The organism is Acinetobacter oleivorans DR1, from assembly GCF_000196795.1.
Lineage (GTDB): Bacteria > Pseudomonadota > Gammaproteobacteria > Pseudomonadales > Moraxellaceae > Acinetobacter > Acinetobacter oleivorans.
On record NC_014259.1, the window covers coordinates 3,329,945 to 3,356,916 of the forward strand.

Annotated in this window: 21 protein-coding genes; 5 read left to right on the forward strand and 16 right to left on the reverse strand. The window is 39.0% G+C overall.

The features are described 5' to 3' along the window. Positions 1–83: 83 nt before the first annotated feature. The 5 genes from ligA to AOLE_RS15675 form a co-directional block, all read right to left on the reverse strand. Positions 84–2,123 carry an NAD-dependent DNA ligase LigA gene (ligA, locus tag AOLE_RS15655; protein WP_013198814.1) on the reverse strand — a complete coding sequence of 680 codons (2,040 nt, stop codon included), beginning with the start codon at positions 2,121–2,123 and terminating at the stop codon, positions 84–86. Positions 2,124–2,217: 94 nt separating this feature from the next. Then, positions 2,218–3,261: a cell division protein ZipA C-terminal FtsZ-binding domain-containing protein gene (locus AOLE_RS15660; RefSeq protein WP_013198815.1), complete on the reverse strand. Its 1,044-nt coding sequence runs from the start codon at positions 3,259–3,261 to the stop codon at positions 2,218–2,220. A 1-nt stretch (position 3,262) separates the two neighbouring features. Continuing rightward, on the reverse strand, positions 3,263–6,712 hold the full coding sequence (smc, locus tag AOLE_RS15665; protein ID WP_013198816.1) for a chromosome segregation protein SMC: 3,450 nt from the start codon (positions 6,710–6,712) through the stop codon (positions 3,263–3,265). Between the two features lie 10 nt (positions 6,713–6,722). Next, positions 6,723–7,418: a GntR family transcriptional regulator gene (locus tag AOLE_RS15670; RefSeq protein WP_004794249.1), complete on the reverse strand. Its 696-nt coding sequence runs from the start codon at positions 7,416–7,418 to the stop codon at positions 6,723–6,725. Between the two features lie 256 nt (positions 7,419–7,674). Continuing rightward, positions 7,675–8,478: a sulfite exporter TauE/SafE family protein gene (locus AOLE_RS15675; RefSeq protein ID WP_004794252.1), complete on the reverse strand. Its 804-nt coding sequence runs from the start codon at positions 8,476–8,478 to the stop codon at positions 7,675–7,677. Positions 8,479–8,508: 30 nt separating this feature from the next. On the opposite strand from AOLE_RS15675, the gene AOLE_RS15680 reads away from it, so the two are divergent. Both AOLE_RS15680 and AOLE_RS15685 read left to right on the forward strand, forming a co-directional pair. After that, positions 8,509–9,261, forward strand: a complete 753-nt coding sequence (locus tag AOLE_RS15680) for a biotin--[acetyl-CoA-carboxylase] ligase (RefSeq protein ID WP_013198817.1) — start codon at positions 8,509–8,511, stop codon at positions 9,259–9,261. A 14-nt stretch (positions 9,262–9,275) separates the two neighbouring features. Next, the gene (locus AOLE_RS15685; RefSeq protein ID WP_013198818.1) at positions 9,276–10,010 is read left to right on the forward strand and encodes a pantothenate kinase; all 735 of its coding nucleotides are present in this window, start codon (positions 9,276–9,278) and stop codon (positions 10,008–10,010) included. Between the two features lie 49 nt (positions 10,011–10,059). On the opposite strand, the gene ffh is transcribed toward AOLE_RS15685, so the two are convergent. After that, positions 10,060–11,475 (reverse strand): signal recognition particle protein, encoded by a 1,416-nt coding sequence (ffh, locus tag AOLE_RS15690; RefSeq protein ID WP_004794257.1) that lies wholly within the window; start codon positions 11,473–11,475, stop codon positions 10,060–10,062. Between the two features lie 140 nt (positions 11,476–11,615). Here ffh and AOLE_RS15695 point away from each other — a divergent pair, with 140 nt between their 5' ends. Next, a complete protein-coding gene (locus tag AOLE_RS15695; protein WP_013198819.1) occupies positions 11,616–12,425 on the forward strand; it encodes a cytochrome C assembly family protein in 810 nt (269 codons plus the stop codon). An 84-nt stretch (positions 12,426–12,509) separates the two neighbouring features. Further along, complete coding sequence (locus AOLE_RS15700; RefSeq protein WP_023274313.1) at positions 12,510–13,454, forward strand: tRNA dihydrouridine synthase; 945 nt, start codon at positions 12,510–12,512, stop codon at positions 13,452–13,454. Positions 13,455–13,535: 81 nt separating this feature from the next. Here AOLE_RS15700 and AOLE_RS15705 read toward each other — a convergent pair whose 3' ends face one another. The 7 genes from AOLE_RS15705 to AOLE_RS15735 all read right to left on the reverse strand — a co-directional run bounded on the left by AOLE_RS15705 (position 13,536) and on the right by AOLE_RS15735 (position 23,001). Continuing rightward, on the reverse strand, positions 13,536–14,489 hold the full coding sequence (locus AOLE_RS15705; protein ID WP_013198821.1) for a DUF6160 family protein: 954 nt from the start codon (positions 14,487–14,489) through the stop codon (positions 13,536–13,538). A 160-nt stretch (positions 14,490–14,649) separates the two neighbouring features. Beyond that, positions 14,650–17,061, reverse strand: coding sequence for a DUF6160 family protein (locus AOLE_RS15710; RefSeq protein ID WP_013198822.1), 2,412 nt, complete (start codon positions 17,059–17,061; stop codon positions 14,650–14,652). 32 nt (positions 17,062–17,093) lie between these two features. After that, positions 17,094–17,819, reverse strand: coding sequence for a DUF6160 family protein (locus AOLE_RS15715; protein ID WP_013198823.1), 726 nt, complete (start codon positions 17,817–17,819; stop codon positions 17,094–17,096). A gap of 15 nt (positions 17,820–17,834) precedes the next feature. Further along, on the reverse strand, positions 17,835–19,877 hold the full coding sequence (locus tag AOLE_RS15720; RefSeq protein WP_013198824.1) for a hypothetical protein: 2,043 nt from the start codon (positions 19,875–19,877) through the stop codon (positions 17,835–17,837). Positions 19,878–20,109: 232 nt separating this feature from the next. Then, a complete protein-coding gene (locus AOLE_RS15725) occupies positions 20,110–21,423 on the reverse strand; it encodes a hypothetical protein (RefSeq protein ID WP_013198825.1) in 1,314 nt (437 codons plus the stop codon). Positions 21,424–21,722: 299 nt separating this feature from the next. Further along, positions 21,723–22,292, reverse strand: a complete 570-nt coding sequence (dcd, locus tag AOLE_RS15730) for a dCTP deaminase (RefSeq protein ID WP_003653416.1) — start codon at positions 22,290–22,292, stop codon at positions 21,723–21,725. A gap of 115 nt (positions 22,293–22,407) precedes the next feature. Next, positions 22,408–23,001, reverse strand: a complete 594-nt coding sequence (locus AOLE_RS15735; protein ID WP_013198826.1) for a LysE family translocator — start codon at positions 22,999–23,001, stop codon at positions 22,408–22,410. A 362-nt stretch (positions 23,002–23,363) separates the two neighbouring features. On the opposite strand from AOLE_RS15735, the gene AOLE_RS15740 reads away from it, so the two are divergent. Continuing rightward, entirely contained in the window at positions 23,364–23,933 is a 570-nt protein-coding gene (locus tag AOLE_RS15740; protein ID WP_035331492.1) for a DUF2062 domain-containing protein, read from the forward strand. A 31-nt stretch (positions 23,934–23,964) separates the two neighbouring features. Here the strand turns inward: AOLE_RS15740 and AOLE_RS15745 are convergent, their stop codons facing one another. The 3 genes from AOLE_RS15745 to AOLE_RS15755 all read right to left on the reverse strand — a co-directional run bounded on the left by AOLE_RS15745 (position 23,965) and on the right by AOLE_RS15755 (position 26,817). Further along, positions 23,965–24,837 carry a 5'-methylthioadenosine/S-adenosylhomocysteine nucleosidase gene (locus AOLE_RS15745; protein ID WP_013198828.1) on the reverse strand — a complete coding sequence of 291 codons (873 nt, stop codon included), beginning with the start codon at positions 24,835–24,837 and terminating at the stop codon, positions 23,965–23,967. Between the two features lie 143 nt (positions 24,838–24,980). After that, positions 24,981–26,171, reverse strand: coding sequence for an iron-sulfur cluster carrier protein ApbC (apbC, locus tag AOLE_RS15750; RefSeq protein WP_013198829.1), 1,191 nt, complete (start codon positions 26,169–26,171; stop codon positions 24,981–24,983). A gap of 145 nt (positions 26,172–26,316) precedes the next feature. Beyond that, positions 26,317–26,817 (reverse strand): hypothetical protein, encoded by a 501-nt coding sequence (locus AOLE_RS15755; protein WP_013198830.1) that lies wholly within the window; start codon positions 26,815–26,817, stop codon positions 26,317–26,319. Positions 26,818–26,972: the final 155 nt, after the last annotated feature.

A 26,972-nucleotide genomic window follows, 5' to 3' on the forward strand; every position in this document is an offset into this window, starting at 1 on the left:
AGTTCAAACAAGCGTTAAAATATAACTTAAACCATCAATTTATAAATTTGTAACTAAAATCAATGGTTCTTATTTCGGTAGACCTATTCGCTTAAAGTCTGCCCGTAGCTCGCCATAAGTGATAAGAAATCAGTCTCATTCATAACAGCAATACCAAGTTTTGCTGCTTTTTCTAATTTCGAACCAGCCTTCTCGCCCGCAACGACGCATTTGGTTTTACTCGATACACTACCGCTTACACGCGCACCTAATGCTTGTAGCATTTGAGTCGCCTGATCACGGGTCATTTGTTCTAATGTGCCTGTTAATACCCAGCTTTCACCATTTAACGGCTGACGTGTTGGAGCTGTTGGCGCATCCCAATGAATCCCGGCTGCAATTAAGCGATCAAGTACTTCAATATTGTGCGGTGCCAAGAAAAAGTCAGCAATCCACTCTGCAGTAATATCACCGACATCTGGGGTTTTCTTTAAAGCTTCAACATCAGCAGCTTTAAGTGCTTCTAAAGTTTGGAAAGTATTGGCCAACATTCTAGCTGTTGTTTCACCCACTCCACGAATTCCCAGAGCATAAATAAAACGTGCAAGCGTTGTCTTCTTACTGGCTTCAATGGCATCAATGAGATTTTGTACCGATTTCTCACCCATTTTTTCAATACCGAGCAAAGTTTCTCGGTGCTCATGCAAATGGTAAATGTCGGCAACATCTTTAAGTAAATCGAGGTGTAATAAAGACTCTACCCAGCGGTCTCCTAAACCTTCAATATCCAGAGCTTTACGTGATACAAAATGGCGAATCGCTTCAATTCGCTGTGCAGCACAATAAAGTCCACCAGAACAACGTGCTAAAGCTTCTCCTTCAGGCATTACAACTGGTGAGGCACAAACAGGACAGCTTTCAGGCAAATGTACAATTTCAGCTTCAGGTGAACGGAATTCTGGCCAAACTTTTTCTACTTTAGGAATAACATCGCCCGTACGATAAACACTAACAGTATCGCCAACACGCACATCTAGACGATGGATTTCACCAATGTTATGTAAAGTTACGTTGGAAACCGTTACTCCCCCTACAAATACAGGGTTTAAACGCGCTACAGGGGTTAAAGTACCTGTACGCCCTACTTGCCAATCAATCTGATCAACTGTAGTTAATGCAGCTTGTGCAGGAAATTTATAAGCAGTTGCCCAACGTGGCTCACGACTTAAGAAACCAAGTTGTTGTTGTTGTTTTAAGTCATCAACCTTTACGACCATTCCATCAATTTCAACTTGTAGATCTGGACGTTCTTGTTGGATTTGCTCATAACGCTGCTGTACTTCTTGAATTGAATTACATAGATATTGACGCTCAGCAATTTCAAATCCAAGTTGTGTGAGCCATTGCAGGCTGTCGTGCATGGTGGTTAAGTTATGATTTGGTTCGCACTGGGCAATACCATACGCATAAAACGCTAAAGGTCTACTAGCAGCAATATTCGGGTCGAGCTGTCTTAAACTACCTGCTGCGGCATTACGTGGGTTCGCAAACGTTTTCTCACCTTTTGCTTCCTGATCGGCATTAAGTTTTTCAAAGCCAGACTTTGGCATGAGCACTTCACCGCGGACTTCAAGCAAACGTGGAATTTCAAAGTGATCTGAATGCAACACTTTAGGCAAGTTACGAATCGTTTTGACGTTTTGGGTAATGTCTTCTCCAGTTTCGCCGTCACCACGTGTAACACCACGTATTAACACACCGTTTTCATACCAAAGCGAAATCGCAAGACCATCAAGTTTTAGTTCTACTTCATATTGTACTTTTTGGTTAGGCAAACGCTCTTCAACACGGCGAGCAAATGCAAATAAGTCTTCCTGATTAAAAACATTCCCCAAAGAAAGCATCGGAACGACATGAGTCACACTTTGAAATTTAGAGAGTGCTTGGCCGCCTACCTTTGTCGTTGGAGAATCTGATTGAACCTGATCAGGATATTGCTCTTCTAAAGCTTTTAACTGGTGAAATAAATGATCATATTCACTGTCCGAGATTGTCGGCTGATCCATCACATAATAGGCGTGGTTATGCTTTGCAATCAGTTGAATAAGCTGACGCATCTGTTCGATCACGGAAGTTGTTGCCATTATGTTATTCACCATAAAAAAGGGTGGAAATTTCTCCACCCTGAGCTGCGACTAGATATATTGCAATTATCGCAACGAACGTAAAAAATTAAAACTAGGCAGTCGCATGTGCCGGACGATAATCAATCACATGATGACGCCAGTGCTCTTTTAACTGTGGTGTAAATTCAAGATTATTTTCATCATAAACTTTGCCATCAATTTCACGAGCAATTAAACCTGCAATACTCGCCATCATGTCAAAACCAGTTACGGCTTTACTGTTTGGAAGCGCAAGGAAAAATGCCAACCCTTGAACTTGTTCACTAGACAAGGTTTCAAGATCAAATCCAGCTGGTCCATTGTCTGTCATACGCAGTACTGAAAACATTAGTACGCTCGGCTCATCCGTATTTTCATAGCGATGGAAACATGACATTTCGCCATAACGTAAACCATATTTTAACAATACTTTAAGTGCTTTATCGCCAGACAACGCGCGACGCGGGTTCGGATAGACATTTAAAGCAATAATCTGTTCAGCCATCGCTAATGCACTTTCATCATCATAGCGTTGCTGTTCATGCAAATGTACATCCAGAATATTACTCTCGCCTTCAAATTCAGCAATTTCGGCAGTTTCAATATTTGGGTTTAAACTCAACTCAGGCTCAGTTTTTTCACTTTCAGATTTCAATTTTTCTTCTGATAAAGCTTCAATTTCTGATTTAACAGAAACCGTATCAACTAACTCAGCTGAACTGTCTGTGTTAATGGTAGAGCTTTTTACAGTTTCTTCAGATTTAATCTGGTCCGAAGAATTTTCAACAGCGGGTTGAGTTGATTCGGCTGAAATTGATTGAGCAGGTTCTACAGCCAAAGTTTCTGTTGATTTTGTTGTACTAGTTTCTACCGATGCAGATTCATTTAACGTCGGCTCTACTCGCTCTGTACTAGTTGCCGATACACGTTCAGCTTCAGCTTGTTCAAGCTGATCTCGCACATGTCTAGGTATAACTGGTTGATTACTATCAGGATTAATATGCAAATCACTGTCTAATGAGGGTTCGGCATGGTTTGACTTTTTTAAAATCATTTTTAAGCCAATTAGCATAATAATAATGGCGACAACGATGCCAATAATCGTATTGATTTCCATTCTATGACTCCGAAACTAACCCGTATTCTTTTGCCTGTTCTAAATCGACAGTGACTAATTTTGATGTACCCGGTTCAGGCATGGTCACACCCAACAAATCAGTTGCCATGGTCATCGCCAGCTTATTATGTGTAATGTAAATGAATTGTACATGTTCAGAAAGCTCTTTTACCAAATTACAATATCTCTGAACATTCGCATCATCAAGTGGTGCGTCCACTTCATCTAACACACAGAACGGTGCCGGATTTAATCTAAAAATCGCAAATACTAATGCTAACGCTGTTAACGCCTTTTCTCCACCGGAAAGTAATGCTAGAGAACTATTTTTCTTACCCGGTGGTCTAGCCATCAGTTTAACACCAGATTGCCAGTCATCTTCAAGGCTTAAACTCGCCTCACCACCATTAAAGACCTTTGGAAACAGATTTTGCAACTCTTGATTAATCTGATCAAACGTTGTCATAAACAACTTACGGGTTTCCTGATCAATGCTTTTCATCGCATCTTTTAGTTGAGTTACCGTATTTTCCAAATCTTGAATCTGGTGACTCAACTCATCAAAACGCTGAGAAACCTCTTCAAATTCTTGTGAAGCCGCAAGGTTTACCGCACCGATTTTTTCAAACTGTTTCTGTACTTTTTCCAGTTTTTGCTGGTGCTCAGTTAAATCAATTTGTAAACCTTTTTGGACTTCGGCATTTAACTCTTTAAGCTGTTCTTGGTAATGTTCACGATCTGACTTAGCCGCTTGCCATGCCAAACGCTTCTCTTCAAGTTGCTCTCTGAGTTGTTCATCTTTTTGTTGATATTGATGACGCTGATCTGTCAGGGTTTGTTGTTTTTCCTGCACACTATTGAGTTCAAGCTGCCATTCATTCCAGTTCTTTTGCAACTTTTCAGTTTGAGCAAATTGTTGCTGAAATTCTGACTCAAGATTTGGTAACTCTAACTGAATAGGGTCAACAAATTTTTTCGCCTGCTCCATTTGAGCATTAATCTGCTGATATTGACTTTGCAAGAACGAGATATCTTTTTCAAGCAACTCGATTTGTTGTGTGGTTTGCGTACTACTACGACGTAAAATCTCGCGTTCTTGCTGCTGATGTTGTAGAGCTTGTTGCTGTTCTTCTAACTGTTCCGTTAACTCTTCTACCCGGAATTGCAAAGTTTTATAATCAGGTAAAATGGTTTCAAGTTTGATTGCTAGAGCATGCAAATCAATTTCAAGATCGTCTTTTTGCATTGCATCTTCTTCAAGCTGCATGTCTAGCTGAGCTAACTGATCTTTCAATTGTTGTTTTTGCAGTAAAAAGGCTTGTGCTGCGGTTTGCTGTTTAGCAATTTGCACATCAAGCTGTTGTAAGTCTTTTTGTTTTTGTTTAACAACTTGCTGTTTCTGCTGCAAGTCAGACTGCAACTGCCCTAGTTCATCTTTTTGCTGAACTAAAATTTGATCTAATGCTTGTAATTCAGGTTGTTGCTTTTCAAGGGCTTGTTCAATTTCATCTAGACGAATGCGATGGCTCAGCATACCTTGCGCACTTTGACTTTCATCATCATACATAAGGGCAATCACCCAATCCTGCCCGATATGATAACCATCTAAAGTCAAAATAGACTGACCATATTGCAGTTGCTTTTGCTCATTTAAAGCAACTGCCAAATCTTGTGCAATCACTACATTCGAAAAGATTGATAGCTGTGGAGACTCAATCCAGTCATTTAAACAGGCTAAATTACCTTTAAATTGACTCGTTTGCTCTGAAGGTTTTAACTGGCGAGCAATTCCTTCCTGAAAGGCTTGTTCAGTTTCAAGAATATGTGCCTGCAACCATTTTGCTAAAAACTTTTCAACAATCTGTGCATGTGGCTTGCCTTGCTCCGTTAACTGTAGAGCCTGCATTAAACGTAGTGTATCTTGATGTTGCTTTGGACTTTGTTTAGCAACAAGCTGGCTTAAGTTTTTCTGCTCAGATAATAAAACCTGTATTTCTGTTTTTAGCGTTTGTTGCTGATTTTTTGTTGTCTGATGCGCTTGTTGAGACTGTTCAATCTGTTGCACATACTGCTCAATTTCAGCCTCTAAAGTCGAGATTTCACGACGTAATTGCTGCTGTAGTTGCTCAAATTCGCCCTGCTCATCTTCATGAACATGCGATTGAATCTGACTTGCTTGATGTTGCAACGTTTCTTTTTGCTGTTCAATGCGGTGAACATTTTTGCCTAACTGCTCAATTTGGGCAGACATCTGCATTTTTTGCTGCTGTTGTTTTTCAACCTGAGCTTTTATTTGTTCAAACTGTTGTTGTGCTTGTTTTTGCTGAGATTGTAAATCAGCAAAGTTTTGTTCAGCTTCCGTTGCAGTATGCTCAATTCCAGTTAATGATTCAGTTTGTTCATCTAACTGATTATTCAGTGTTTCAAGTTGCAATTCAGAAAGTTGTAAACGTTCTTTAGTTTGGAATTTTTGCTGTTCTAACTGAACGAGAGTCATACTATTTTGCTGGTATAAACTCTGTTTTTGTTCCAGAGTCATTTTCAGTTCAGATAGTTTTTTCTCAGCTTGTTGCCATTCTTGTTGTAACGGTGAAGATTGCTGAATAAGTCGCTGAAATAAAGCGCTGGTTGCTTCTAAATCATGTTCAATCGTACTTAACTCTGAGCGAACCAATTTAAAAGTTTCACCCAGTTCATTCATTTGAACTGTATATTCTTCTTGTAAGCGTACGCTTTTATCTGCCTGAAAAGACAAAATTTCAATTTTTAGGATCCGAATCTGGCTTTCCAGAGTTTTATATTGAACCGCTGCTTCGGATTGACGTTTAAGCGTCTTAAGCTGCGATTTTAATTCTAGGGCAATATCTTCTAAACGTGAAAGGTTTTGCTCAGTATGTTCAAGATGTTGCAAGGTTTCGCGTCGACGGGCTTGATAGCGTGAAACACCTGCAGCCTCTTCAATAAAGATGCGCATTTCTTCAGGTTTGGCATCAACCAAACGGTTAATCATGCCTTGTTCAATCACTGCATATGAACGCGGCCCTAACCCTGTTCCTAAGAAAATATCAGTGATATCACGGCGGCGGCAACGTGTGCCATTTAAGAAATATTCGGACTTACCTTCACGGGTGACCTGACGGCGAACCGCTAGCTCATTATAGGCATTATATGACCCGCCCAATTTGCCATAGGTATTATCAAAACGTAGCTCAACACTCGCCACACCCACTGGCTTACGCTTGGAGGTTCCTGTAAAAATAACATCTTGCATGCTACCACCACGTAGCTGACGAGCATTTGATTCACCCATCACCCATCGAATGGCATCAATTACATTTGATTTGCCACAACCATTTGGACCAACCACTGCTGTGCGGTTCGCCTTAAAATTTAAAGTTGTACTATCTGCAAAAGATTTAAAGCCGGAAAGTTTTAAACTGCTTAAACGCATAATGCCCTAACTAGCGGCGTGAGCGTCTTGCCCAGGCCAATTCAATCTGTTTCATTCGTGTCAGCGATTCCAACACAAGGTTACGTAAGTGTCGACAAAAATCTTCCATAAATAAAGCGGCTTGTTGTGATTTTCGGATCAAAATTGCATCAGTCACGAGTTTAAATAATGCAAATGCTTCTTGTAGTTCCCGCTTAGAGGTATTTAAGGTCAAAAAATAACTGCGACGTAGTGAAGGTAGTAACTCTTTATAGAACTTCATTAGGTAAGGATTACCTACCATATCTTGCTGTTCAGCGAGATATTGAAAAACACCATCATAAAATTTTTCGATATCACCTGCTTTTACATGTTCAAGAAGTTGTTCTAACAATAGCTGCAATTGATCTGCTTCATGTGCGCGCCATGTTTCACTGATGCGTTGAACAATATGCCCCAATAACATCACGTTTGTGTCAAACAGTGCTTTAACCTGCTGTGCAGACATTTCTGAAACAATTGCCCCGCGGCGTGGAAATATCTCAATTAAATGAGTACGCTCTAATAATAACAATGCTTCACGAACTGACCCTCGGCTTACATCAAGCTCTTTGGCAATACGTAATTCTTGAATACGCTCGCCTTCAACCAGCTCACCACTAATGATCTGTTCGCTAATATATTTGACAATTTGCTCAGAAAGACTTTCTGTCTCTTCGAGATTCATAAATCACCCGCTACTTTTTATATGCATTAATCCATGCTTTTCTTTCGCATCCTTGTTTTTAACTGATCGTACCGATTAAAAACTATGTCATTGTCTGACAATTTTATTGCATTTTAAGCCAACCCATTTAAAAACAACACCAAAATCGGATGAATAAAAACCCCAAATGTTCTTATTTTATTGAATAAAAAAAGCTCGAATTTCTAAAAACTCAAGCTCATAAATCGTAGTTCTAGCAAGATTAATATTTTATTTTCTAGTGCATAATCCCTTTATAAATAAAATAACTACCCACCACCACTAATAAACAGGCAAAGCATTTTTTCAACATTTGTGGTGACAACGCATGAGCAACTTTTGCGCCAAACTTCGCTGTAACAAAACTCATGACACTAATGCCAATAAACGCATAGATATGCACATAACCAATCGTGTTAGGTACAGAGATGTGTTCTTTGGCACCAAACCACATAAAACCAATTGCACCCGCAATAGCGATTGGCAAACCACAAGCGGCAGAAGTCGCGACTGCTTTTTGCATGACCACGCCATGACGGTTTAAATAAGGAACAGTTAAGCTACCGCCTCCAATACCAAAAATTGCAGAGGCAATACCAATGCCACCACCCGCCATAAATTGCATAGGTGTTGAAGGAAGCTGACGTGTTGGGTCAACAACCACATTTGCCCCTTTAAACATACGATAGGCCATAACAACCGCAAAAACACCAATAAGGAGCTGTAAATGCTGACCAGACATCAAATCGGCAATACCCGCTCCTAAAAATGAACCAATCACCAGTCCAGGTGCTAAATTACGAAAAACAGGCCAAAGAACTGCACCCTTTTTATGATGGGCCGAAACTGAACTAAACGATGTCACAATAATCGTTGCAAGCGATGTTCCGACTGCAATATGCATGATTACTGCTGGGTCATAGTGCAACTGGGTAAAAACCACATAGAGGATTGGTACAATAATTAGTCCACCACCAACTCCAAACAATCCGGCAGTAAAACCAGCAATTGCGCCAATGAGTAAATATATGATTAACTCCATAAATGTTTTACCACTCTGCTCATATTCAACATGGATTTAGAGACTCGCCAACTACAACAACTTTTAAGCGCAAAAAACCAGCTTCCAGAAGTGGTTTTATTAAAAGCAACCACAACTTCGACCAATGATGATATTCGTGAAATTGCCCAAAAAGGCATTACAACGGGCTTGGTTTGCAGTGCTCAACAAACTCAAGGGCGAGGTCAACATCAACGGCAATGGATTTCACCTGAAGGAAACATTTATTTAAGCACATTGGTGCAAACTCGAACACCCTTAGATGGTCGCTTAGCACTTGAAGTTGCTCTGAATATTTTGCAAATCCCGCAGTTACAATCGCTGAATTTGCAAGTGAAATGGCCAAATGATTTGTATAGTACGCATGGAAAATGGGGTGGAATTTTGGTCGAACCGCTTTCCCAGCATCAAGCTATTGTGGGCGTAGGTATTAATTTAAAAACACCACCAGTGACTGATAGTGACCAACCGATTACCTCTCTAGAGGATTTAGGCCTAGAACAAATGAGTCGTCTTGAACTTATTTCAGAGCTTTATGTGGCGATTCAAAATGCAGCTCGTTGGTTTGATCATGGTTGCTACAACTTGGCTGGACGTTTTAACCACCACGCTGCATGGCTTAATCAGTTGGTGCAGTTCGAACATAGTCAGGGACTGGTTCATGGTCGTTTTGTTGGAATATCCAATGAAGGTGCAGTAATTCTTGAAACTCCTGAACCTCAGCAGTTTTATCAAGGTCGCTTAAGACCGCAAGTGAATCAATAAACAGGTGTTCTTCCATGAAAAGTTTATGGCTTGATATCGGGAACACCCGTTTAAAGTATTGGATTACTGAAAATCAGCAGATTATTGAACATGCAGCTGAGCTACATTTACAGTCCCCTGCCGATTTATTATTGGGTTTAATTCAACACTTTAAACATCAAGGTCTGCATCGCATTGGGATTTCCTCAGTACTCGATACTGAAAACAACCAACGTATTCAGCAGATTTTAAAATGGCTTGAAATTCCAATTGTTTTTGCCAAAGTACATGCTGAATATGCTGAGTTAAAGTGTGGCTATGAAGTACCAAGTCAGCTCGGGATTGACCGTTGGCTACAAGTACTCGCTGTAGCTCAAACAGATGAAAACTATTGTATTATTGGATGTGGAACAGCCTTAACGATTGATTTAACGCAAGGCAAACAACATTTAGGAGGTTATATTCTCCCTAATTTATATTTGCAGCGCGATGCACTCATTCAAAATACTAAAGGCATTAAAATTCCAGACTCAGCTTTTGATAATTTAAACCCGGGCAATAACACAGTCGATGCTGTACACCACGGTATTTTGTTAGGTCTGATTAGTACAATTGAAAGCATTATGCAGCAATCTCCTAAAAAATTGCTCCTTACGGGTGGAGATGCACCTCTTTTTGCTAAGTTCTTGAAAAAATATGATCCAGTCGTAGAAACAGATCTTTTGCTCAAAGGACTACAACAATATATTGCTCATTATCCTAAAGACTAAAACACAGAACAAAATAAAAGGCGCTATCAGCGCCTTTTATTTTATAAGTTTATTTCTTTTGGTCGTTGTTGCCAAACAGTGGGCCCATTCCACCACCACCGCCGCCACCAAATTGTTTTTGCATATTGCCTAATGAACGCATCATTTTGCTCATACCAGATGGATTCGCAAATTTCTTCATCATTTTAGCCATTTGTGCTTGTTGCTTAATGAGTTTATTCACTTCAGCAACATCCATACCACAACCCGCGGCAATACGTTTTTTACGGCTTGGGTTCATCAAGTCTGGATTACGGCGTTCTTTAACGGTCATTGACTGGATAATAGCTTCCATTTTCTTGACCTGTTTTTCAGGATTTGCTTGCTCAATAGCCTGCTGAATTCCTGCACCGCTCATGCCAGGCAACTTATCTAAGAAGCCCATCATGCCGCCCATACTTTTCATTTGCTCAAATTGCATCAGCATATCTTCAAAGTTGAAGCTGCCGCCTTTTTGCAATTTTTTAGCCATTTTTTCGGCTTTTTCTTTGTCGATTTTACGTTCAACTTCCTCGACTAAAGAAAGTACGTCACCCATGCCTAAAATACGTTGAGCAACACGATCCGGATGGAATGGTTCTAAAGCATCAAGCTTCTCACCCATACCTAAGAACTTGATTGGCTTACCCGTAATTGCACGTACAGAAAGCGCAGCACCACCACGTGCATCACCATCAGTTTTAGTAAGAATCACACCTGTAAGTGCTAATGCATCATTAAACGCTTTAGCTGTATTTGCAGCATCCTGACCTGTCATGGCATCAACCACGAATAAGGTTTCAGTCGGCTTAACGGCAGCATGTAATTCTTTAATTTCGTCCATCATGTCTTCATCGACATGCAAACGACCTGCGGTATCGACAATTAACACATCAGCAAACTGGATTTTTGCTTGTTCAATTGCACGATTAACGATATCAATTGGCTTTTCAGAAGCATCTGATGCAATAAAACCTGCACCAACTTCTGCTGACACAGTTTCTAACTGTTTAATTGCTGCCGGACGGTAAACGTCGGCAGAAACCGTCATTACTTTTTTCTTTTGACGTTCTTTTAAGAAACGTGCCAACTTAGCGGCAGTTGTCGTTTTACCCGCACCTTGTAAACCAGCAAGTAATACAACAACGGGAGGCTTAGCACTTAAATCAAGTGTTTCATTCGCCTCACCCATCATCTTGGTGAGTTCGTCATAGACGATTTTTACAAATGCCTGGCCTGGTGATAACTGAGTCATCACTTCTTGGCCCAATGCCTCTTCCTTAACTTTCGCGATAAATTCACGAGTTACAGGTAACGCGACATCGGCTTCAAGAAGTGCCATACGTACTTCACGTAAGGTATCTTTAATATTGTCTTCGGTCAGCTGCCCTGAGCCAGTAACATTTCTTAAACTCTGTGTGAGTCGTTCTGTTAAGGTATCAAACATTGCAAAATCCGCTTAAAATGGCTAGTTGCAAAAAAATCTTTCTCGAAATAGAAAATTTATGCATAGAATGCTATAGGATACTTTAGTTCGCAGCGAATTTATATCTTATATAGATGAATTAATCCTGAAAAAGGTTTGACATGATTAGCCTCCCCTTGGTTTACACAATTTTGGCACTCATCGCATATACCACTTCTTTCTGGTATCTGTTTATTCGTTTAATGTCAAAACGTGAACCAAACCCATGGTTATTTGCTTTTGTTGCAACTTTGGCGCTCCTGTTGCACGGTACAGTTTTATGTCACGCCATGCTGACACCAGCCGGAATTAACTACGATGTTTTTAATTTAGTATCGTTTACATCGTGGCTTATGCTGTTGTTAAGTTTAATTTTTAGTATTTTTCGTCCCATCGTACCGCTAAATTTATTAGGCATTCCTGTAGCGGCTATTGGTCTAATTTTAGGTTTTGGATTCAGTCGACCAGATCAATTTATTGAGCAGCATTCGTTAGGCTTAGATACTCATATTATTCTTTCACTTTCTGCCTATGCAGTTTTATTGATGGCAACCATTCACGCTATTTTGCTCTGGTTCCAAAATCGTGAACTCAAAAAGAAACAAAAAAAACGCTTTTGGGTCAATTTACTTCCGCCAATTCAGGCGATGGAGTCTTTGTTATTTGATCTGATCATTACTGGCTTTATTTTATTAACAATTGCACTCACTTTTGGTTTCTTGACAATCGATAGCTTCTTTGCACAGCATCTCGCTCATAAGACTGTATTTAGTATTATTTCTTGGTTTATCTATGGCTCACTCTTAATTGGCCATTACAAACTTGGCTGGAGAGGTCAAAAAGCGATTCGTTTTACCTTAATTGGTTTTGTGCTTTTGGCTATTGGTTTTATTGGTAGTAAATTTGTGCTTGAGATGATCTTGGGCCGTTAAGTAAATTAAAATTTCTTCGATACTAGACAGCGTTATACATATCCCGTATAACGCTGTTTTCTTTTTGCTCAGGTGACACAGACTGTGAAACTCATACTCGCTCCAATGGAAGGTTTAACTGACCCGATCATGCGGGATACACTCACATCTGTTGGTCATTTCGACTGGTGTGTGACCGAGTTTATTCGAGTTACAGACAGCATTTTGCCAGACCATATTTACTATAGTTTTTGCCCTGAGTTAAAGAACGATGGTAAAACAGCTGCTGGAACGCCTGTTCATGTCCAGTTCTTAGGTAACAACCCAGATATGCTGGCAGCAAATGCAGCAAAAGTTGTAGAGCTTGGTGCACCAGCAATTGATCTAAATTTCGGTTGTCCTGCAAAAACTGTAAATCGACACCGAGGTGGCTCTGTTCTTCTTGATGAACCTGATGTTGTACATATGCTCATTAAAGCAGTGAGAGATGCACTACCTGCACACATCCCTGTTTCAGCAAAAATGCGTTTAGGTTATCTCGATGAAAATCACACCATGGAAAATGCCCATGCTGTTGAAGATGCTGGTGCAAGTTGGTTAACGGTTCATGCTCGTACTAAAGCAGACGGTTACACGCCACCAGCTTATTGGGAAAAAATTCTACCGATTAAAGAAGCTTTAAAAATTAATGTCATTGCGAATGGTGAAATCTGGACCAATGCTGATGCTAGAGCCTGTCAGCAACAGTCTGGTTGTGAAGACTTAATGATTGGCCGTGGTGCGGTAACGACTCCAGATTTAACCCAATGCATTCGCCAAAACATGGATGAAGCGTTATTTAGTTGGGAACAACTGGTTGATTTACAAATTCGCTTTTTAAACGGTCAGGCAAAGACAGAAATTGGTATGGTTGGTCGTTATAAGCAATGGTTAGGAATGATGACCAAAGCCTACCCTCAAGCGAAAGAATTATGGGACCAAGTTAAACGTATTAAAGCTTTGGATGAAATTGTTCAACAATTAGAACACACCAGATCAGAAAACATTTAACGCAATATAGTCAAAAAAAAGAGGGCGATTGTTTTTACAACCGCCCTCTTTCGTATTTCAGGTTAAGCTATTATTCTTTTTTTAAAAGCCGCTTACTTTCATTTTAAAGTCAGTTACAGAAACGCCAGTGACACCAAAACTCCCCATTGAGCCATTCGGTAAATTATTAAATGTTGTTGTATTTTGAGTACCCATATTTCCTAAAGTGACATTATTAAGTGAAGCATCAAATTTACTTGATACGCCTGTATTTCCAAAAGTTAATCCAGTTGGATCAACACCTGCATAGAAACCATCAAGCACAAAACCAGTTGAGGTATTTGTGCCCGCAAATTTAAATCCAAATGTAGCACCTGTATTATCGGACACTAAAGTAATTGGACAACCTGTAGCAGCAGAACAAATAGATTGAATTGCCCCCCCAAATTTAACCATAACTGATTGAGCAGCATGGCCAAGCTGAATATTTAAACGAGGTTTATTGGTTTGTACAAAGTTAATATCTAAATTGCCAGTAGAACGGATCAGCTCTTTTACACCCGTATTGACTGTCGTTCCTGAACTAAAAATTGATTTTGGTGCATAACTTGTTAATGCATAATCAGATGGACTAGATAAAGATGCACTTGGAGCTAAATAAACTGAAAAAGGTAAAAGTCGAATACCGTTTACATCACTCCCCATAGATACAGCTAAATTTAAAAAAGGATTTCCACCACCAGCATCGACATCCATTGCAATATTAAAAGAAGGATTACTCGATACCGTAGCTTTAATAAACTCTATGCCAGGAACTGGATTTGTAGAATTTCCTGCAATGACAAAGCCAGCCTTACTGTTATATGAAGTTGAAGCAATACCGTTTGTATCAATCAGAGCGACTTGATTAAATTTAACTTTATCAGCCTGAATACCTAAGGTTAAACCATTTTGACCCGTCGCGGCCGCAAGACTTTGATCATCTAAAGGCTGCATTGCAAAAACACTTGAACTACTGGCAAGTAGCAACCAGCACCCTATATTTTTATTCTTCATGTCGCTCTAATCCTTAAGAGACAAACGCTTATTATTTGTTCAGACTATCAGAATAATATTCAAGTACAAAGCAATTATCCCTATAACCCGACGAATGCAAACCCAATCACATTCAAAATAAATTTTTTATAAAAAGTGGCGATATCGCCACTTTTCTTTATTAGTTAAAAGCACCATTTCTAGGAACAATACTAAAGCTACTATTTAAACGTCCACCAGTAATCGCAAGCTCACCTAAACGTGCACCTGCACCAGTTGATGGAGGATAGAAATTAATATCTTTAACACGTAATGCGCCGTCAATACTCTTATCAGGATTAAAATAAACCGCCGTATTTACGCCAACTTTACCTAAACCACTTGTACTGTCTTTACCAACAACTAAAGCAGTATTAAACGCAAGCTTTCCAGTAATATTATCAAAGCCAATTGCAGAACCATCGATCGGATCACTAATTTGAACCGTATTTCCAGTTGCTGTGGCAGGCATGGTGAAATCGCCCAGTACAGTTAGAGCACTACCGTCTGCAATTGAACTGTTTGGCACGATCGATAAGTTAAGATCTCCGCCTAAACGCAGTTTTAGACCAAATAAGACATCATTATTTCTGGCAAAGTTATCAATTGGTGAGGTACATGAACCGGTAGCTGGACAAGTTTTATATTTTGCCCCCGGTAAATACCCTGCTGCAATTTCAGTTGATAAAGCAAGTAGCATCTCTTTTAAACTAATGTTAAGACTGCCATTTTCTAAACCGATGCTTCCATTGCCTTTAACGAACATATCAATGTTACGTAACCCCATGTAATAATCAGTAGGACTACCGCCATTATTAGCATTTGGAGAACCATCAATTAATAAAATTGAGGTCGTTTTGGTTCCAGTCGCATCACGTCCAGTAGTTCCAGCTGCAATACCAAAACCCAAACGTGAAGTCGTTCCAGATGCCGCAACAACATTCTGGACAGGTTTACCATTGGCATCTTTTGTATAGTAATAAGTACTATTTGCTGGCGCGTCTAAACCATATACAGCAGCATTAGCATTTAAATTATAAAAAGGTAGTGCTAAGCCCCACTGGTTGTTTGCACCATTATCTGCAAACTGATTGGCAGGAGCGACATTCGCACTTGTCGTAAAACGACCACGTCTTGAAAATGCTTGAAACTCTGCTCCACGCATTGCAAGAATCAAGCTAAACGGATTAGTAACCGTATCACGGTGAATGTTATGCTGATAATCAGCAGCTGTCGTTAAAGTACCACTACCTAAACGGATTCCGTTTAAGGTTGCGTTGTTTGGCATTAATAAGGTTTTTGTATCAGCAAGATTTAGATAAATATTTCCGCTGTCGAAATAACCACGCGTAGCTGAGTTAAGACCAGTTAAATTGCCAAACTCGAAACCATAAGCATTTAGACCTGCTCCACCAATTTCTAAAGTGGTTGCTTTACCATCTGCACCTAGCATTGAGTCATTATCTTTAGTGAACTCACCTTTCATACGAAAGGCAATGCCAGAATTACCTAAAATGCTATTACTTGAACTGGTACCAGCAGCTGTATTTGCAGTGCCTAAAGTAGTGGTATCCGCAGTACCATCTATCCCACGAAGTTGTAGATAACTATTTACCATACGTCCGCTAGCACCTAAACGAATCAAACCTTTCGCATTTTGTGGGCTATTAGTTGCATCTAAAGCATAAGGGTTAGCTTTATTTACATTCGAGCTGAGCATCACCTCAATATTCAGGCCTGAATTGGTTACTTTGCCGCTACTGTCAACATATGTACCCGCAGTTAAACCAGAAGCTGAATCTGCTACACGGTTAAAATCAACATAGCCATAGGTAGTATTCGGAGTTTGCCCTACACCTGCAACATTAGTTCCAGTATTTGTCTGTAAAACTAAGCCACGAGTTGGGTCAATCAACATGGCCCCTTTACCAACAAAATTAAAGTTAAAATTTCTTAAAATTAACTGATTTAGCTGACTACGAGCATCCAATTGCCCTAGATAAATATTGGCATTATTAATACCAAGTGTCATGCTTGACTGGCTATTTGCATTAAATAGCCCATCTTGGGTTGTAAGTGCCAAATTTAAAGGAGAGGTCGTTTGAATAGCCAACTGCCCTAAAGTAGGCGAGCATGTAGCTGAACTATTACAGACTTTAACGCTATTTACTGTAATAAGTGATGGACTACTTTGCATAGAAAAGTCTAGTCCAGTTTTACCCGTAGTTGGGTTACTCCCTACATCTAAACGGTAATTAGTGCTTAAAGTTTGGCTAGATGCATTACTTTTTTGGACTTTTACACCACTTGCTTGAGCTCTTAATACCTGATCAGCACTTGTTGGCGTTCCTGCATGGTCATCCCAGTAAGCATTATCAATATTAATTTCATTAAACGTAGTTTGAATCGAGATCCCATCTTGTCCATTGACGGCACTCAAATCAGCATCTGTTAAAGCTTCTAAAGCATAAATTTGACCACTCACTAACAACATGCTGGTTGCTAATGTATTTAAAATAAACTTTGAGCTGTGATTTTCTTTATTTTTTTTCATCACTTCAGTTCCTTTGAAATCTACATTAACCCTTAACAACGAGGATGGCTACCATCACAGCTAAAGACCATGACTTTTCCTTGAATAGCCAAGTTTCCGTTCATCATTAAACCCATAAAACCTGTTTCACGTCCATAATCATAGGCTGAAGGCGTTGCTGTGGCCACTTGCTGATTCGCACTGTTTGCAGTCGCCGCATACGTTGGTTTTTTGAAATATGCATAATCATACATATTCGTACTCGAGCCTTGGGTCGTTGTTGAACTTGTAAAGTTATCTTGCTCAATGGATAACGCATTAAAACCAAAATTACGCAATAAAATCGGTTGAGCTGAGCTAAAACTAAGCTGAATAGCAGGCTTAATAATTTCAGTATTACTTTTATCAAGATACTTCAAATCAGCACCATCCAAACCCATTTTTTGGATGTTTAAAGTTCCTTGTACACCTTTAAACACCAACCAAAGCTTATTACCACTATCACTATTTTCAGCCCAACCACTTGGCTTAGTTGCATCTGCTTGCACAAAACGTTTATTAATTGCTAAACCAATGTGGCAGAACTCTACGTTTTCACAAACGCCGCCGCTACCATTATCAAATATACCGTTACTGGTCTGGTTTAAATTAAGCATTAAAGACAAATCAGCACCAGCTTGGCCATTAATCGCTTGTAAAGCATCATTATCTAAAGTTTGCAGCTCCGCATGAGTAACTGTTGCGCAAAGAGCGAGGATCAAAGTACTTATTTTTTTCATATCAATCTCCTCCTCTTATAGACCCTTAGTGGTAAGTTTCAAGTGTTGGATTAAAACACCATCAATAACAGCAGAACCCATGTTATTCGTAATCGCAGAACTAATTTGTGCTCCAGATAACTTATAGGTATTTATATCTGCATTTGGCGTGGTAGTAGACCAACGTCCATTGTTATAAAGTGCATCTGGTAAAGGTGTGCCAGCTGGTACAGCAAACTGAGCGCCATTACCTGCATCAGCTAAGGTATACCCTGTATTATTTACTGTCGGGTTATAATAAGAGGTACTATCAATATTAGCCCAGTTCGCACTCTGGGAATCGAACCTTAAACCTGAGCCTGCATTGCCAGTCCAGCCCGTTGCTGTACGGTACTGCCAAGTATCATAACAAGTACTTAAGTTCAAAAATCCACAACTATAACTACCTGCACGACGCTCCTGATTTTGCAATTGGTAGAAGTTTTTAGTCTGCGTTATAGCAGCCACAGTGCCTGTAGGTAATTTACCAAATGAAATACCGACCGCATCTTGCGTATTGTTCCCTTTAAACGCTTCTAAAGTATTATTCGTTGCATTATAAACTGTTGAACCAATTGAAATACTGCTATGTGTTGCACTAGAACCTTGATAAGTTTTACCACCTAATGTGACACTGGTACCACATTGATAAATATTACAAGTTGAACCTAAGTAACTTGTGTCGGCACCGCTATAATCTGTATAAATTTTCTTATAAATTTCTGGTTTATTCGGGATACGAGCAAGTTCTAAACTAAAGTTTTTACCATCTGAGCTTAAAACTAAGGGTTGATATAACGAGCCCAAAACAAGGTTAATATTTGGGTTATAAAGGTATAAACCTTCATTTGCATCAAAAGTTGGAGCAAGCCCACCATTAATTGCAGGTGTTACCAAATTACCTTGAGTAGTTCCAGTTTCACGCGTGCTCAAACGTAATACATTATTCATAGCGCTGTCTGTTGGGGCAGTCCATGAACCAGTTGAAGTAATCGTCGTAGTTTGACTGCGAATCCGATATAACCAATCCGAGCTAGGTGAACTATTACTTGGGGCGCCAGTATACTGGGTGCTATAGCGATTTACCCATGGCCCGACTGTAGATGTTGGGGTATTTGAAGTGATGGTTGCTCTTAAATTAGAGGCATCACCACTGTTTAAGCGAATAACTCCTGCTAAACCTAAAGTATCGTTATAAAAAGGACTCATTCCTCCAGCAGATGTCGCTCCACCTAATGTCTGAAAAAGCTGTAAACGACTGCCATTTAAACTAAAGTTATTCCAAACCCCTTGTAAACGAAGACGGTTTGCACGGCTTGCATCCGTACTCGTACCAATTAAACCATTTGAGTCGCCATAATTAAATTGGTCTGCTGCACCATTTATTTTATTTGGATTTCGGACAAAAATATCTGACCATAAACCTAATTTCAGCTTATATGCATCAATACCTGCTGTATCTTTCGTTCCAACTTCATATAAAGGTGCCTCTAGAGCTAAGTAAGTTACCTGACAAGTAGGATCAGTCGCACCTGTACAATTATTTGCACTAAAATTCGGCACTGAATTTTCAGTCGCAACTTTAAATATCCATGGGTTAACCGGAGTACCCCAACTCGAAATTGCAGCGGCCGCATCAGTAGAAGCAATGCGGGTATTTGTATCATTATCAGATTTAGAAAGCGCTAAACCATAAAGAAAAATATCTGCTTTACCAACTGCACGATCGCCCGAATCGACAGAGCCATTTTTATTGGTATCTGCTGCTGTCATACTTAAAGGACCGACAGGTACATAATTGATATAACCAGTATCTTTAGTACGATCAGTTAATATCTGACTTGAGGTTTCATTAGCGCCTGCACCACGAAATACCATATAGGCATTCTGTGGCAAGATAGCAATACCTTCACCTGTAGTTTCACTTAAGCCCGCATCAGAAAGTTCTTCGAGTGCGAAACTAGCTTGGCTTATACAAAGCCCGATTAAACTTGCCAAAACGGTTTTTTGAAACCTTACCGTATAATTAAGTGTAGTCATCTTGACCTTCCTGTTTTATACGATGCCGCGCACCATATTTATTTTTCTTTAACAATCCTTGATGCCAGGTGAATCTATCCTTTTCACCTTAGACAAAGAGGCAAATCTAAAAGATATTGCCAACCTTTCCACATTTCTATTATGCGGAATATTTGCACAAATGCAAAAAAAAGCATGTAAAAAATTACTTTTCCGATGAATGTAAAGTATCAGCTATAACATTCTTTTAAAATTAACAGAACTTTAAGTTTCCATAACAGTTAGGGGCAAAACTCTGATTTTTTAACACTAAATTCGTCAAATTCATAGGAACGTACTGGCCACTTAAATCAATATTTCCTGTATTAATACTTCCTGCTAAACAAGAAATTGCGAGCAAGCCACAGTTGACTGCATTTTCATCTTTTCCTAAATATGCACTAACTTTATCTAGAGCTGCTTTAACAACATCATCGGTAATAACTACTTGTGACTGTGGGGTTACATCACCAATATCAATCGGGTTCGAAAGCTCTAACCACCAACCTGCCTGGGAAACTGACTTTGCCCCTGTCCATTGTAAATTTTGCCCTTGTAAGGAAAGAGAAGCCGCTGTGCCATTCAAGTTAACTTTATGGAAGTAACCTAAATCTTCATTGACAGCAACATTTACTCCTAAATTGTTGATCACACCTGTTAAATTACCAGATAAAGGAATCGTTAAACCAAGATCCAGTTTCGCATCTGCTGAAATAGTTCCAGATAAATTAATACCACTTACATTAGCAGTACCTGTTAAATTTGCAGTAGTTATACGTTTACCAGAGATGACTTGCGACGGTAAAGTTAAGCTACCAGAAGCACTACTTAAACCTAGATCATAAGCTGTAGATTTAAAATTAGCCCAGATTAAACGATCAGAACTTCGTGCTCGACCAGTAATTACTGTCCCCAAATTAGTTTGAGTTAAGCCAGAACCTGGAGAACGAGCAAAAGTATTTACAGTTCCCCCGGTTTCTTGAGTCACCATATAACCACTGAAAGAGTTAATACCATTTTTTGTAGCACTATTCTCTGAACCAAAAGTCAGTAAACCCTGAATAGATTCGGCACTTAATCTTACCCCAGCAACTTCGCGAGTCGATGCACTGTTAGGATTTTTAATCGCAAATTCAATAAACGGATTAGTTAGTTTTGCTGAAGAGCTAGCACGACCATCATTAGTATCTGAAAGCCCACTTAGACTTAAGTTATCGATATCAATATCACATGCACCTGCTCCATTGGCTCCACCACACCCAAGCTGTAGTTTTTTAATATTCGCATTCAGCTCTAAATCAGCATCTAAGCCCAATTTATAAAAACCTACATTACTATTATTATCGCGTAATTTTTCTAAATTTGCAGAGTCCGTAGGCGCAATATAAGACATACTCATTAAAGCTTGGCCACGAGTTGCGGATAGTTCCGAATCTGACATAGGGACTAATGTAGAGGCAGCATAAGCTGAAGAAAAGCATAAGCTTCCAAGCGCTATGGCTATATGAAGAGACGTAAACTGTCGCATGACCGACCTCCGTATCCTTGGGGGCATAATCCTATTTAATTTCTTTTTATTTGGTTTGCCTAAATTTAGTAGATATCTAAACAATTACGACTAAAAAGACAACCGATACATTTGCTTTTAAATTCTGTGATGCAGAACAAAAAAACAAATCAATTATTCATCATATTATATTATTTTTTACAAAAGGAAACTGTCGTTTATCATAATTCCGATAAACGCATCTCTTGTAAATTTTATTTATAAAAATTGGGCCACCTCAGTGACCCATTATTTTAAAACTTTTCTTTATCTAAGAAAAATTATGTTTTAGGAAGTGTAACGCCAGTTTGTCCTTGGTATTTACCACCACGATCTTTATAAGATGTTTCACATACTTCATCACTTTCAAAAAATAGCATTTGTGCTACACCTTCCCCTGCATAAATCCGGGCAGGTAAATTAGTGGTGTTTGAAAATTCTAAAGTTACGTGACCTTCCCATTCAGGCTCTAATGGAGTTACATTCACAATGATACCGCAGCGAGCATAGGTCGATTTACCTAAGCAGACTGTCAACACATTACGAGGAATACGGAAATATTCGATTGTACGCGCTAAAGCAAATGAGTTTGGCGGAATAATACAAACATCAGATTCAATATCGATAAAGCTTTTGTCATCAAAATTCTTTGGATCGACAATTGCAGAATGTACGTTAGTAAAAACCTTAAATTCACGGGCACAGCGTACATCGTAACCATAGCTAGAGACCCCGTAGGAAATCAACTTTTCACCATTTTCATCAAAACGGACTTGATTCTCTGCATAAGGTTCAATCATGCCGTGTTTTTCGCTCATCTCGCGAATCCAACGATCAGACTTAATAGCCATGTATTTTCTATCCAAAAGGTAATTTCATTGATTGCGACGTACTTTAACGTAAAAAAGCAATTATGAAAACAACGCTTGAGCTACTCTTCTCGATAAGAATAGCTCAGCTGTACATTTAAAGGTTCAGTAAAGCAGAATAACTAATTGGAATTGAAAAGCTGACTAAAACAAGTGAAGCCGTTCTTTGTAAATTAGTTTGATTTAACCAACCCACTTTCTTAGATGCTAAAACTGAACCCAAGAAAATCCAGAACAACGCAATTGGTGTAATGAGTGCTAAGTAAGCCATCATATGAACCAAATAAATATGAAAATTACTCCATGCAGCTACCGGAAAAATTGCTGAAGCAAACAGTAAGGCTTTGGGGTTCAATAAAGTTGCACAAAATAATTCACGAGCACGGATTGTAGGCTGATTTAATTCAACTTCTTGATTTGCCGTATGCCATAGCTTAATGGCTAAGAAAATAATATAGCAAGCACTCAACAGCTTAAGAATAGGCGGCAGCAAGGGCAATGTGTTAGACACTTTCCCAATTAGCATTCCCCATGCAGAAATAGAGATCACGTAACCCAAAACTTCTGCTGGAATAAGTTTTACTGACTTCCGTAGTCCCACTTGCACGCCTGAAGAAGCAAGCAAAGTGTTAGTTGGACCAGGGGTAAGTAAAATTGTGGCTACTAAGCCAATAAAAAGCCATGAAATCATTGAATGACCTCACAATATAGTCATCTCAGATTAATAGATATCCGGTCACATGGCAAAAGGTAATTGTAAGACAAAGTTTTTCAAATCATTTTTTAATTTAAAATAAATAAATTAAAAACAATTACTTACAAAATTACTAGAGAAAGCAGTAAAGAAAACTTTACGGTCAGTTGTTATGCTTTTCAAATAATTTCGTACTTAAGTAACATAAGTATTTTTATTTTAAGTCTATTTTTCCATCAAAAGCCTTTATAATAAAAAATATATAGCGATGGTAAGTTTAAATTTTAAGCTTTTAATAAGTTTCAATTCATATATTGTTTCTGATTTTTTTATATAGAGCACCGCGCTCTACTACCTTAATGATTATGGCAAAGCACTTTTTTCAATCTTGGCTTCCCTCACCCGAGAAAGTTTCAAATATGAAATTTCTAAGGATTTTTGGTAAAAAGACCTTGAATCCTGTGCTTTGGTATGTCAATCGGAAATCGATTACCCGAGCTGTTTTTGTCGGAACTTTTTTTGGTTTACTGCCTATTCCTTTTCACAGTGTATTTATTGTGATGGCGGTCTTACTATTCGAAGTAAATTTACCCATTAGCTTAATGCTGGCTTGGCTAAGTAATCCTCTTACTCTAGTTCCTATTCTATATATTGGTTTTTGGTTTGGTGCACATATTTTTCATGTGCATATGATCAACAAAGAAATGTTGCTAGGTGTATTGCACCAAATTTCCCGCTGGATTACTCATTTCGGGCATGGACACATTGATTTTAGTCTCGCGAAAATTTTGATGACAGGTCTAGTGGTCGAAGCTTTCGTATTTGCCGTCATTTTATATCTATCTACAGAAATTTTTTGGCGTTGGATGGTTATTAAGAACTGGAAAAGTAGACATTGTCATAAAAAGCAAGAAGAAGAAGTTTTATAAAACTCCAATCTTCTTGCTGAGTGTTAAATTATTATTTTGGTAGTTTTGATTTCATATATTCTTCAGCCACATTGAGTACATACTCTTGGCAAGCCTCTCCTGTACCAGGGTCATAAGCTCCGTTGTTCGTAATATTATTAGATAAGATTCGAATGCCTAAAAACGGAACATTCAACTGACTTGCAATTTGTGCAACTGATGCTGCTTCCATTTCCTCAACTGAAGTGCCATAACGCTGATGGAAAAATTGAATACGATCAAGTTCGTTATTCCAAACATCTGCTGAACCAATCGTTCCCTCAACTACCTCACCTTTGTCATAACGGACTTTATGTGCCGCCATTAATAGCTCTTGATCACCTTCAAATTTGCGTATTGCAATCGGTTCCGGATCAGACTCATCTGTTGGCAAAACATCAAAAGCTTCAACCCAAGTGAGTGAATTTGACCCAGCACCCAATGGTTGTTTAGGAGTTCTAAATGCACCAATATTGGTCGCATATTTTCCTAAAACAATATCGTAAACGTGTAGATCTGGGTCGTGCCCACCTGCTGTTCCCTGATTAATGATCGCAATCGGTTTATAACGTTCAATAGCTAAAGCAGTTGCAGCAGCAGAATTGCTCATCCCCATACGGGTTTTAGAAATAATCATTGGATAACCGTTATAGGAGCCCTTCCAGAATTTCCACCCACCAATTTCTTCAACAGTCTTATTCTCTAATTTTGAAGCCATTCTTTCCGATTCTACTGGCAAAGCACCCTGAATAATAATCGGCTGTAATTTCTGTTTTTGTTCCTGAACGGTTGGTGTCTGTGAAACAGAAGAGTCGTCATTATTGCATCCGACTAAAAATAAAGCGCTACATAAACTAATTACGCCAAAAGCACATTTAAATTGCATTTTTTACCCTTTCTTTTTAAAAAGTGTAAAGTAGCAATCTACATGCCAATTTCAAGTTTAGCTTTGTTATTAAAATTCAGTAATTTAATTTTTTATTTTAACCAGACAATAAAAAACCCGACTTAAAGTCGGGCTTTAATAAGTTAAAAAATCCGCTTGTCATCACGTGTACGTTGAGGAATTTTTTCAATCTGTTCCCACATAACTTTAGCAATATCAATATAACTATCAGCCGCATCATCCATTGCTACAACACTTGGTTTACCCTGATCGGCATGCTCACGGATCTGAGCATTTAGAGGCAAGCGACCTAACAATGGAATATGGTATTGCTCGGAAAGCTTATCACCGCCACCAATACCAAAAATTTGTTCTTCATGACCACAGTTAGAGCAAATATGGGTCGACATGTTCTCAACGACGCCTAATACAGGAATGCCAACTTTATTAAATAACTCAATCCCTTTTGTAGCATCCAGTAAGGCAACATTTTGTGGTGTAGTCACAATGACTGAACCAGTCACTGGAATACGCTGTGCAAGCGTGAGTTGAATATCACCAGTACCCGGTGGCATATCAATCATGAGTACATCTAGATCAGGCCAAAGCGTTTGATTAAACAGTTGCATTAAAGCCCCCGTTGCCTTTGGTCCACGCCACGCGACAGGTGTGTTGTTATCACCAGTTAAATGTCCAATCGATAACACTGCCATTCCATAGGCATCTAAAGGCACAAAATTTTCACTTTCAATAAGAGGTGTTTTGCCAGCATTGCCTAGCATTGTCGGAATACTTGGACCATAGATATCTGCATCCAAAACCCCAACCTTAAGTCCCATTTTTTGCAAAGCAAGCGCTAAATTGACCGTAGTTGTCGATTTACCAACACCGCCCTTACCAGATGAAACTAAAATAACATGCTTAATGCGTGGATGAAGTGGAACATCTCTTTGTTGTGGAGCGGCTTTTTGAATAGGGGGATTATTCGGATCTGGTTCTGATTTAGGTGAAGCATCTAGTACAGGAGGTAAGTTTGAACTTTCTTGTGTAGGGCGCTTCTGTTGCACCACATGTAGGTTTAATTCTTCAATACCACACTTTTCCAAAGCCCCAGCCAAATCATCATGAATTTGCTGCAAGTGCTCTTTTTCATCAGGAAAGGTATTAATAGTAAGTTGTAATACACGCCCCTGAACTTGGAGCTGACTAATGCGATCTTTTAAAGCATCTTTTGAATGGGGTAGTAAATAATTTTGGAGTACGGTTTGGATTTCATCTTCTTTCACTTCTTGTGCGGGTGAAAAAACAGACTTTAGTGAAGAAAGCCAAGACATATTGTTTACTCCAAAAACAGATCATTACAGCTTAATGGAGATAGTGTAACAGTATTGGTCCGCACTCGCTCACCTTGGGATGAATAATTACTCACTTACAATCTCATCTTTTAGGTGAGGAGTGCAGATTTTAGTTTAGATCAGCTTATTCAGCAGAATCATGGTTTTTCAATTTATTTAACTTATCAGTTGCTGTTTTCTTTAACTCGTCAAATTTTGCTGTTGCTTGAGTTTTTAACTCATCAAATTTTGTTGCAGCCTCATCTTTTAGCTCTGCGGCCTTAGCTTTGGCATCATCAAGTTTATGGCTTGCCTCAGTGCGTAAATGATCAAACTTGTCTTGCAGAGTGTGCTGAGCATCTTCAAGTTTGCCTTTCAAATCACTTGCTTTATCTTCAACCGCTTCTTTACCAGCAGCTTGCTTCTCTTTTACATTTTCCTTTAAATCATCCAAAGCTTTTTCGCCTTGAGCTTTTGCATCTGCCGCTTTTGCCTTTAATTTGTCTACTGTATCTTCAACTGCTTCTTTACCAGCAGCTTGTTTCTCTTTTACATTTTCCTTTAAATCATCCAAAGCTTTTTCACCTTGAACTTTTGCATCTGCCGCTTTTGCCTTTAAATCATCTAATTTATTTTCAGTAGTCATCGTTGTTATCCTCTAGTTAATTAAAAAATTACCTGAATAAGTTATTAGTTATACATCGTTATGGCTTGTTTTCTGACCGTAACTGCAATTTGAAACAAAGACAATACAGGAAGATTCAAATATTTTTCGATTTGTTTATCTGTTCTAAAGAGAAA

Excerpts from the sequence above, each read along its gene's own strand:
- AOLE_RS15685 (WP_013198818.1), top strand. The coding sequence starts at position 9,276 with ATGAAAAGTTTATGGCTTGATATCGGGAACACCCGTTTAAAGTATTGG.
- AOLE_RS15745 (WP_013198828.1), bottom strand. The coding sequence starts at position 24,837 with ATGCAATTTAAATGTGCTTTTGGCGTAATTAGTTTATGTAGCGCTTTA.
- smc (WP_013198816.1), bottom strand. The coding sequence starts at position 6,712 with ATGCGTTTAAGCAGTTTAAAACTTTCCGGCTTTAAATCTTTTGCAGAT.
- AOLE_RS15695 (WP_013198819.1), top strand. The coding sequence starts at position 11,616 with ATGATTAGCCTCCCCTTGGTTTACACAATTTTGGCACTCATCGCATAT.
- AOLE_RS15725 (WP_013198825.1), bottom strand. The coding sequence starts at position 21,423 with ATGCGACAGTTTACGTCTCTTCATATAGCCATAGCGCTTGGAAGCTTA.
- AOLE_RS15660 (WP_013198815.1), bottom strand. The coding sequence starts at position 3,261 with ATGGAAATCAATACGATTATTGGCATCGTTGTCGCCATTATTATTATG.
- AOLE_RS15755 (WP_013198830.1), bottom strand. The coding sequence starts at position 26,817 with ATGACTACTGAAAATAAATTAGATGATTTAAAGGCAAAAGCGGCAGAT.
- AOLE_RS15740 (WP_035331492.1), top strand. The coding sequence starts at position 23,364 with ATGATTATGGCAAAGCACTTTTTTCAATCTTGGCTTCCCTCACCCGAG.
- dcd (WP_003653416.1), bottom strand. The coding sequence starts at position 22,292 with ATGGCTATTAAGTCTGATCGTTGGATTCGCGAGATGAGCGAAAAACAC.
- AOLE_RS15680 (WP_013198817.1), top strand. The coding sequence starts at position 8,509 with ATGGATTTAGAGACTCGCCAACTACAACAACTTTTAAGCGCAAAAAAC.
- AOLE_RS15715 (WP_013198823.1), bottom strand. The coding sequence starts at position 17,819 with ATGAAAAAAATAAGTACTTTGATCCTCGCTCTTTGCGCAACAGTTACT.
- AOLE_RS15705 (WP_013198821.1), bottom strand. The coding sequence starts at position 14,489 with ATGAAGAATAAAAATATAGGGTGCTGGTTGCTACTTGCCAGTAGTTCA.
- AOLE_RS15670 (WP_004794249.1), bottom strand. The coding sequence starts at position 7,418 with ATGAATCTCGAAGAGACAGAAAGTCTTTCTGAGCAAATTGTCAAATAT.
- AOLE_RS15720 (WP_013198824.1), bottom strand. The coding sequence starts at position 19,877 with ATGACTACACTTAATTATACGGTAAGGTTTCAAAAAACCGTTTTGGCA.
- apbC (WP_013198829.1), bottom strand. The coding sequence starts at position 26,171 with ATGTCTTGGCTTTCTTCACTAAAGTCTGTTTTTTCACCCGCACAAGAA.
- AOLE_RS15710 (WP_013198822.1), bottom strand. The coding sequence starts at position 17,061 with ATGAAAAAAAATAAAGAAAATCACAGCTCAAAGTTTATTTTAAATACA.
- AOLE_RS15735 (WP_013198826.1), bottom strand. The coding sequence starts at position 23,001 with ATGATTTCATGGCTTTTTATTGGCTTAGTAGCCACAATTTTACTTACC.
- ffh (WP_004794257.1), bottom strand. The coding sequence starts at position 11,475 with ATGTTTGATACCTTAACAGAACGACTCACACAGAGTTTAAGAAATGTT.
- AOLE_RS15675 (WP_004794252.1), bottom strand. The coding sequence starts at position 8,478 with ATGGAGTTAATCATATATTTACTCATTGGCGCAATTGCTGGTTTTACT.
- ligA (WP_013198814.1), bottom strand. The coding sequence starts at position 2,123 with ATGGCAACAACTTCCGTGATCGAACAGATGCGTCAGCTTATTCAACTG.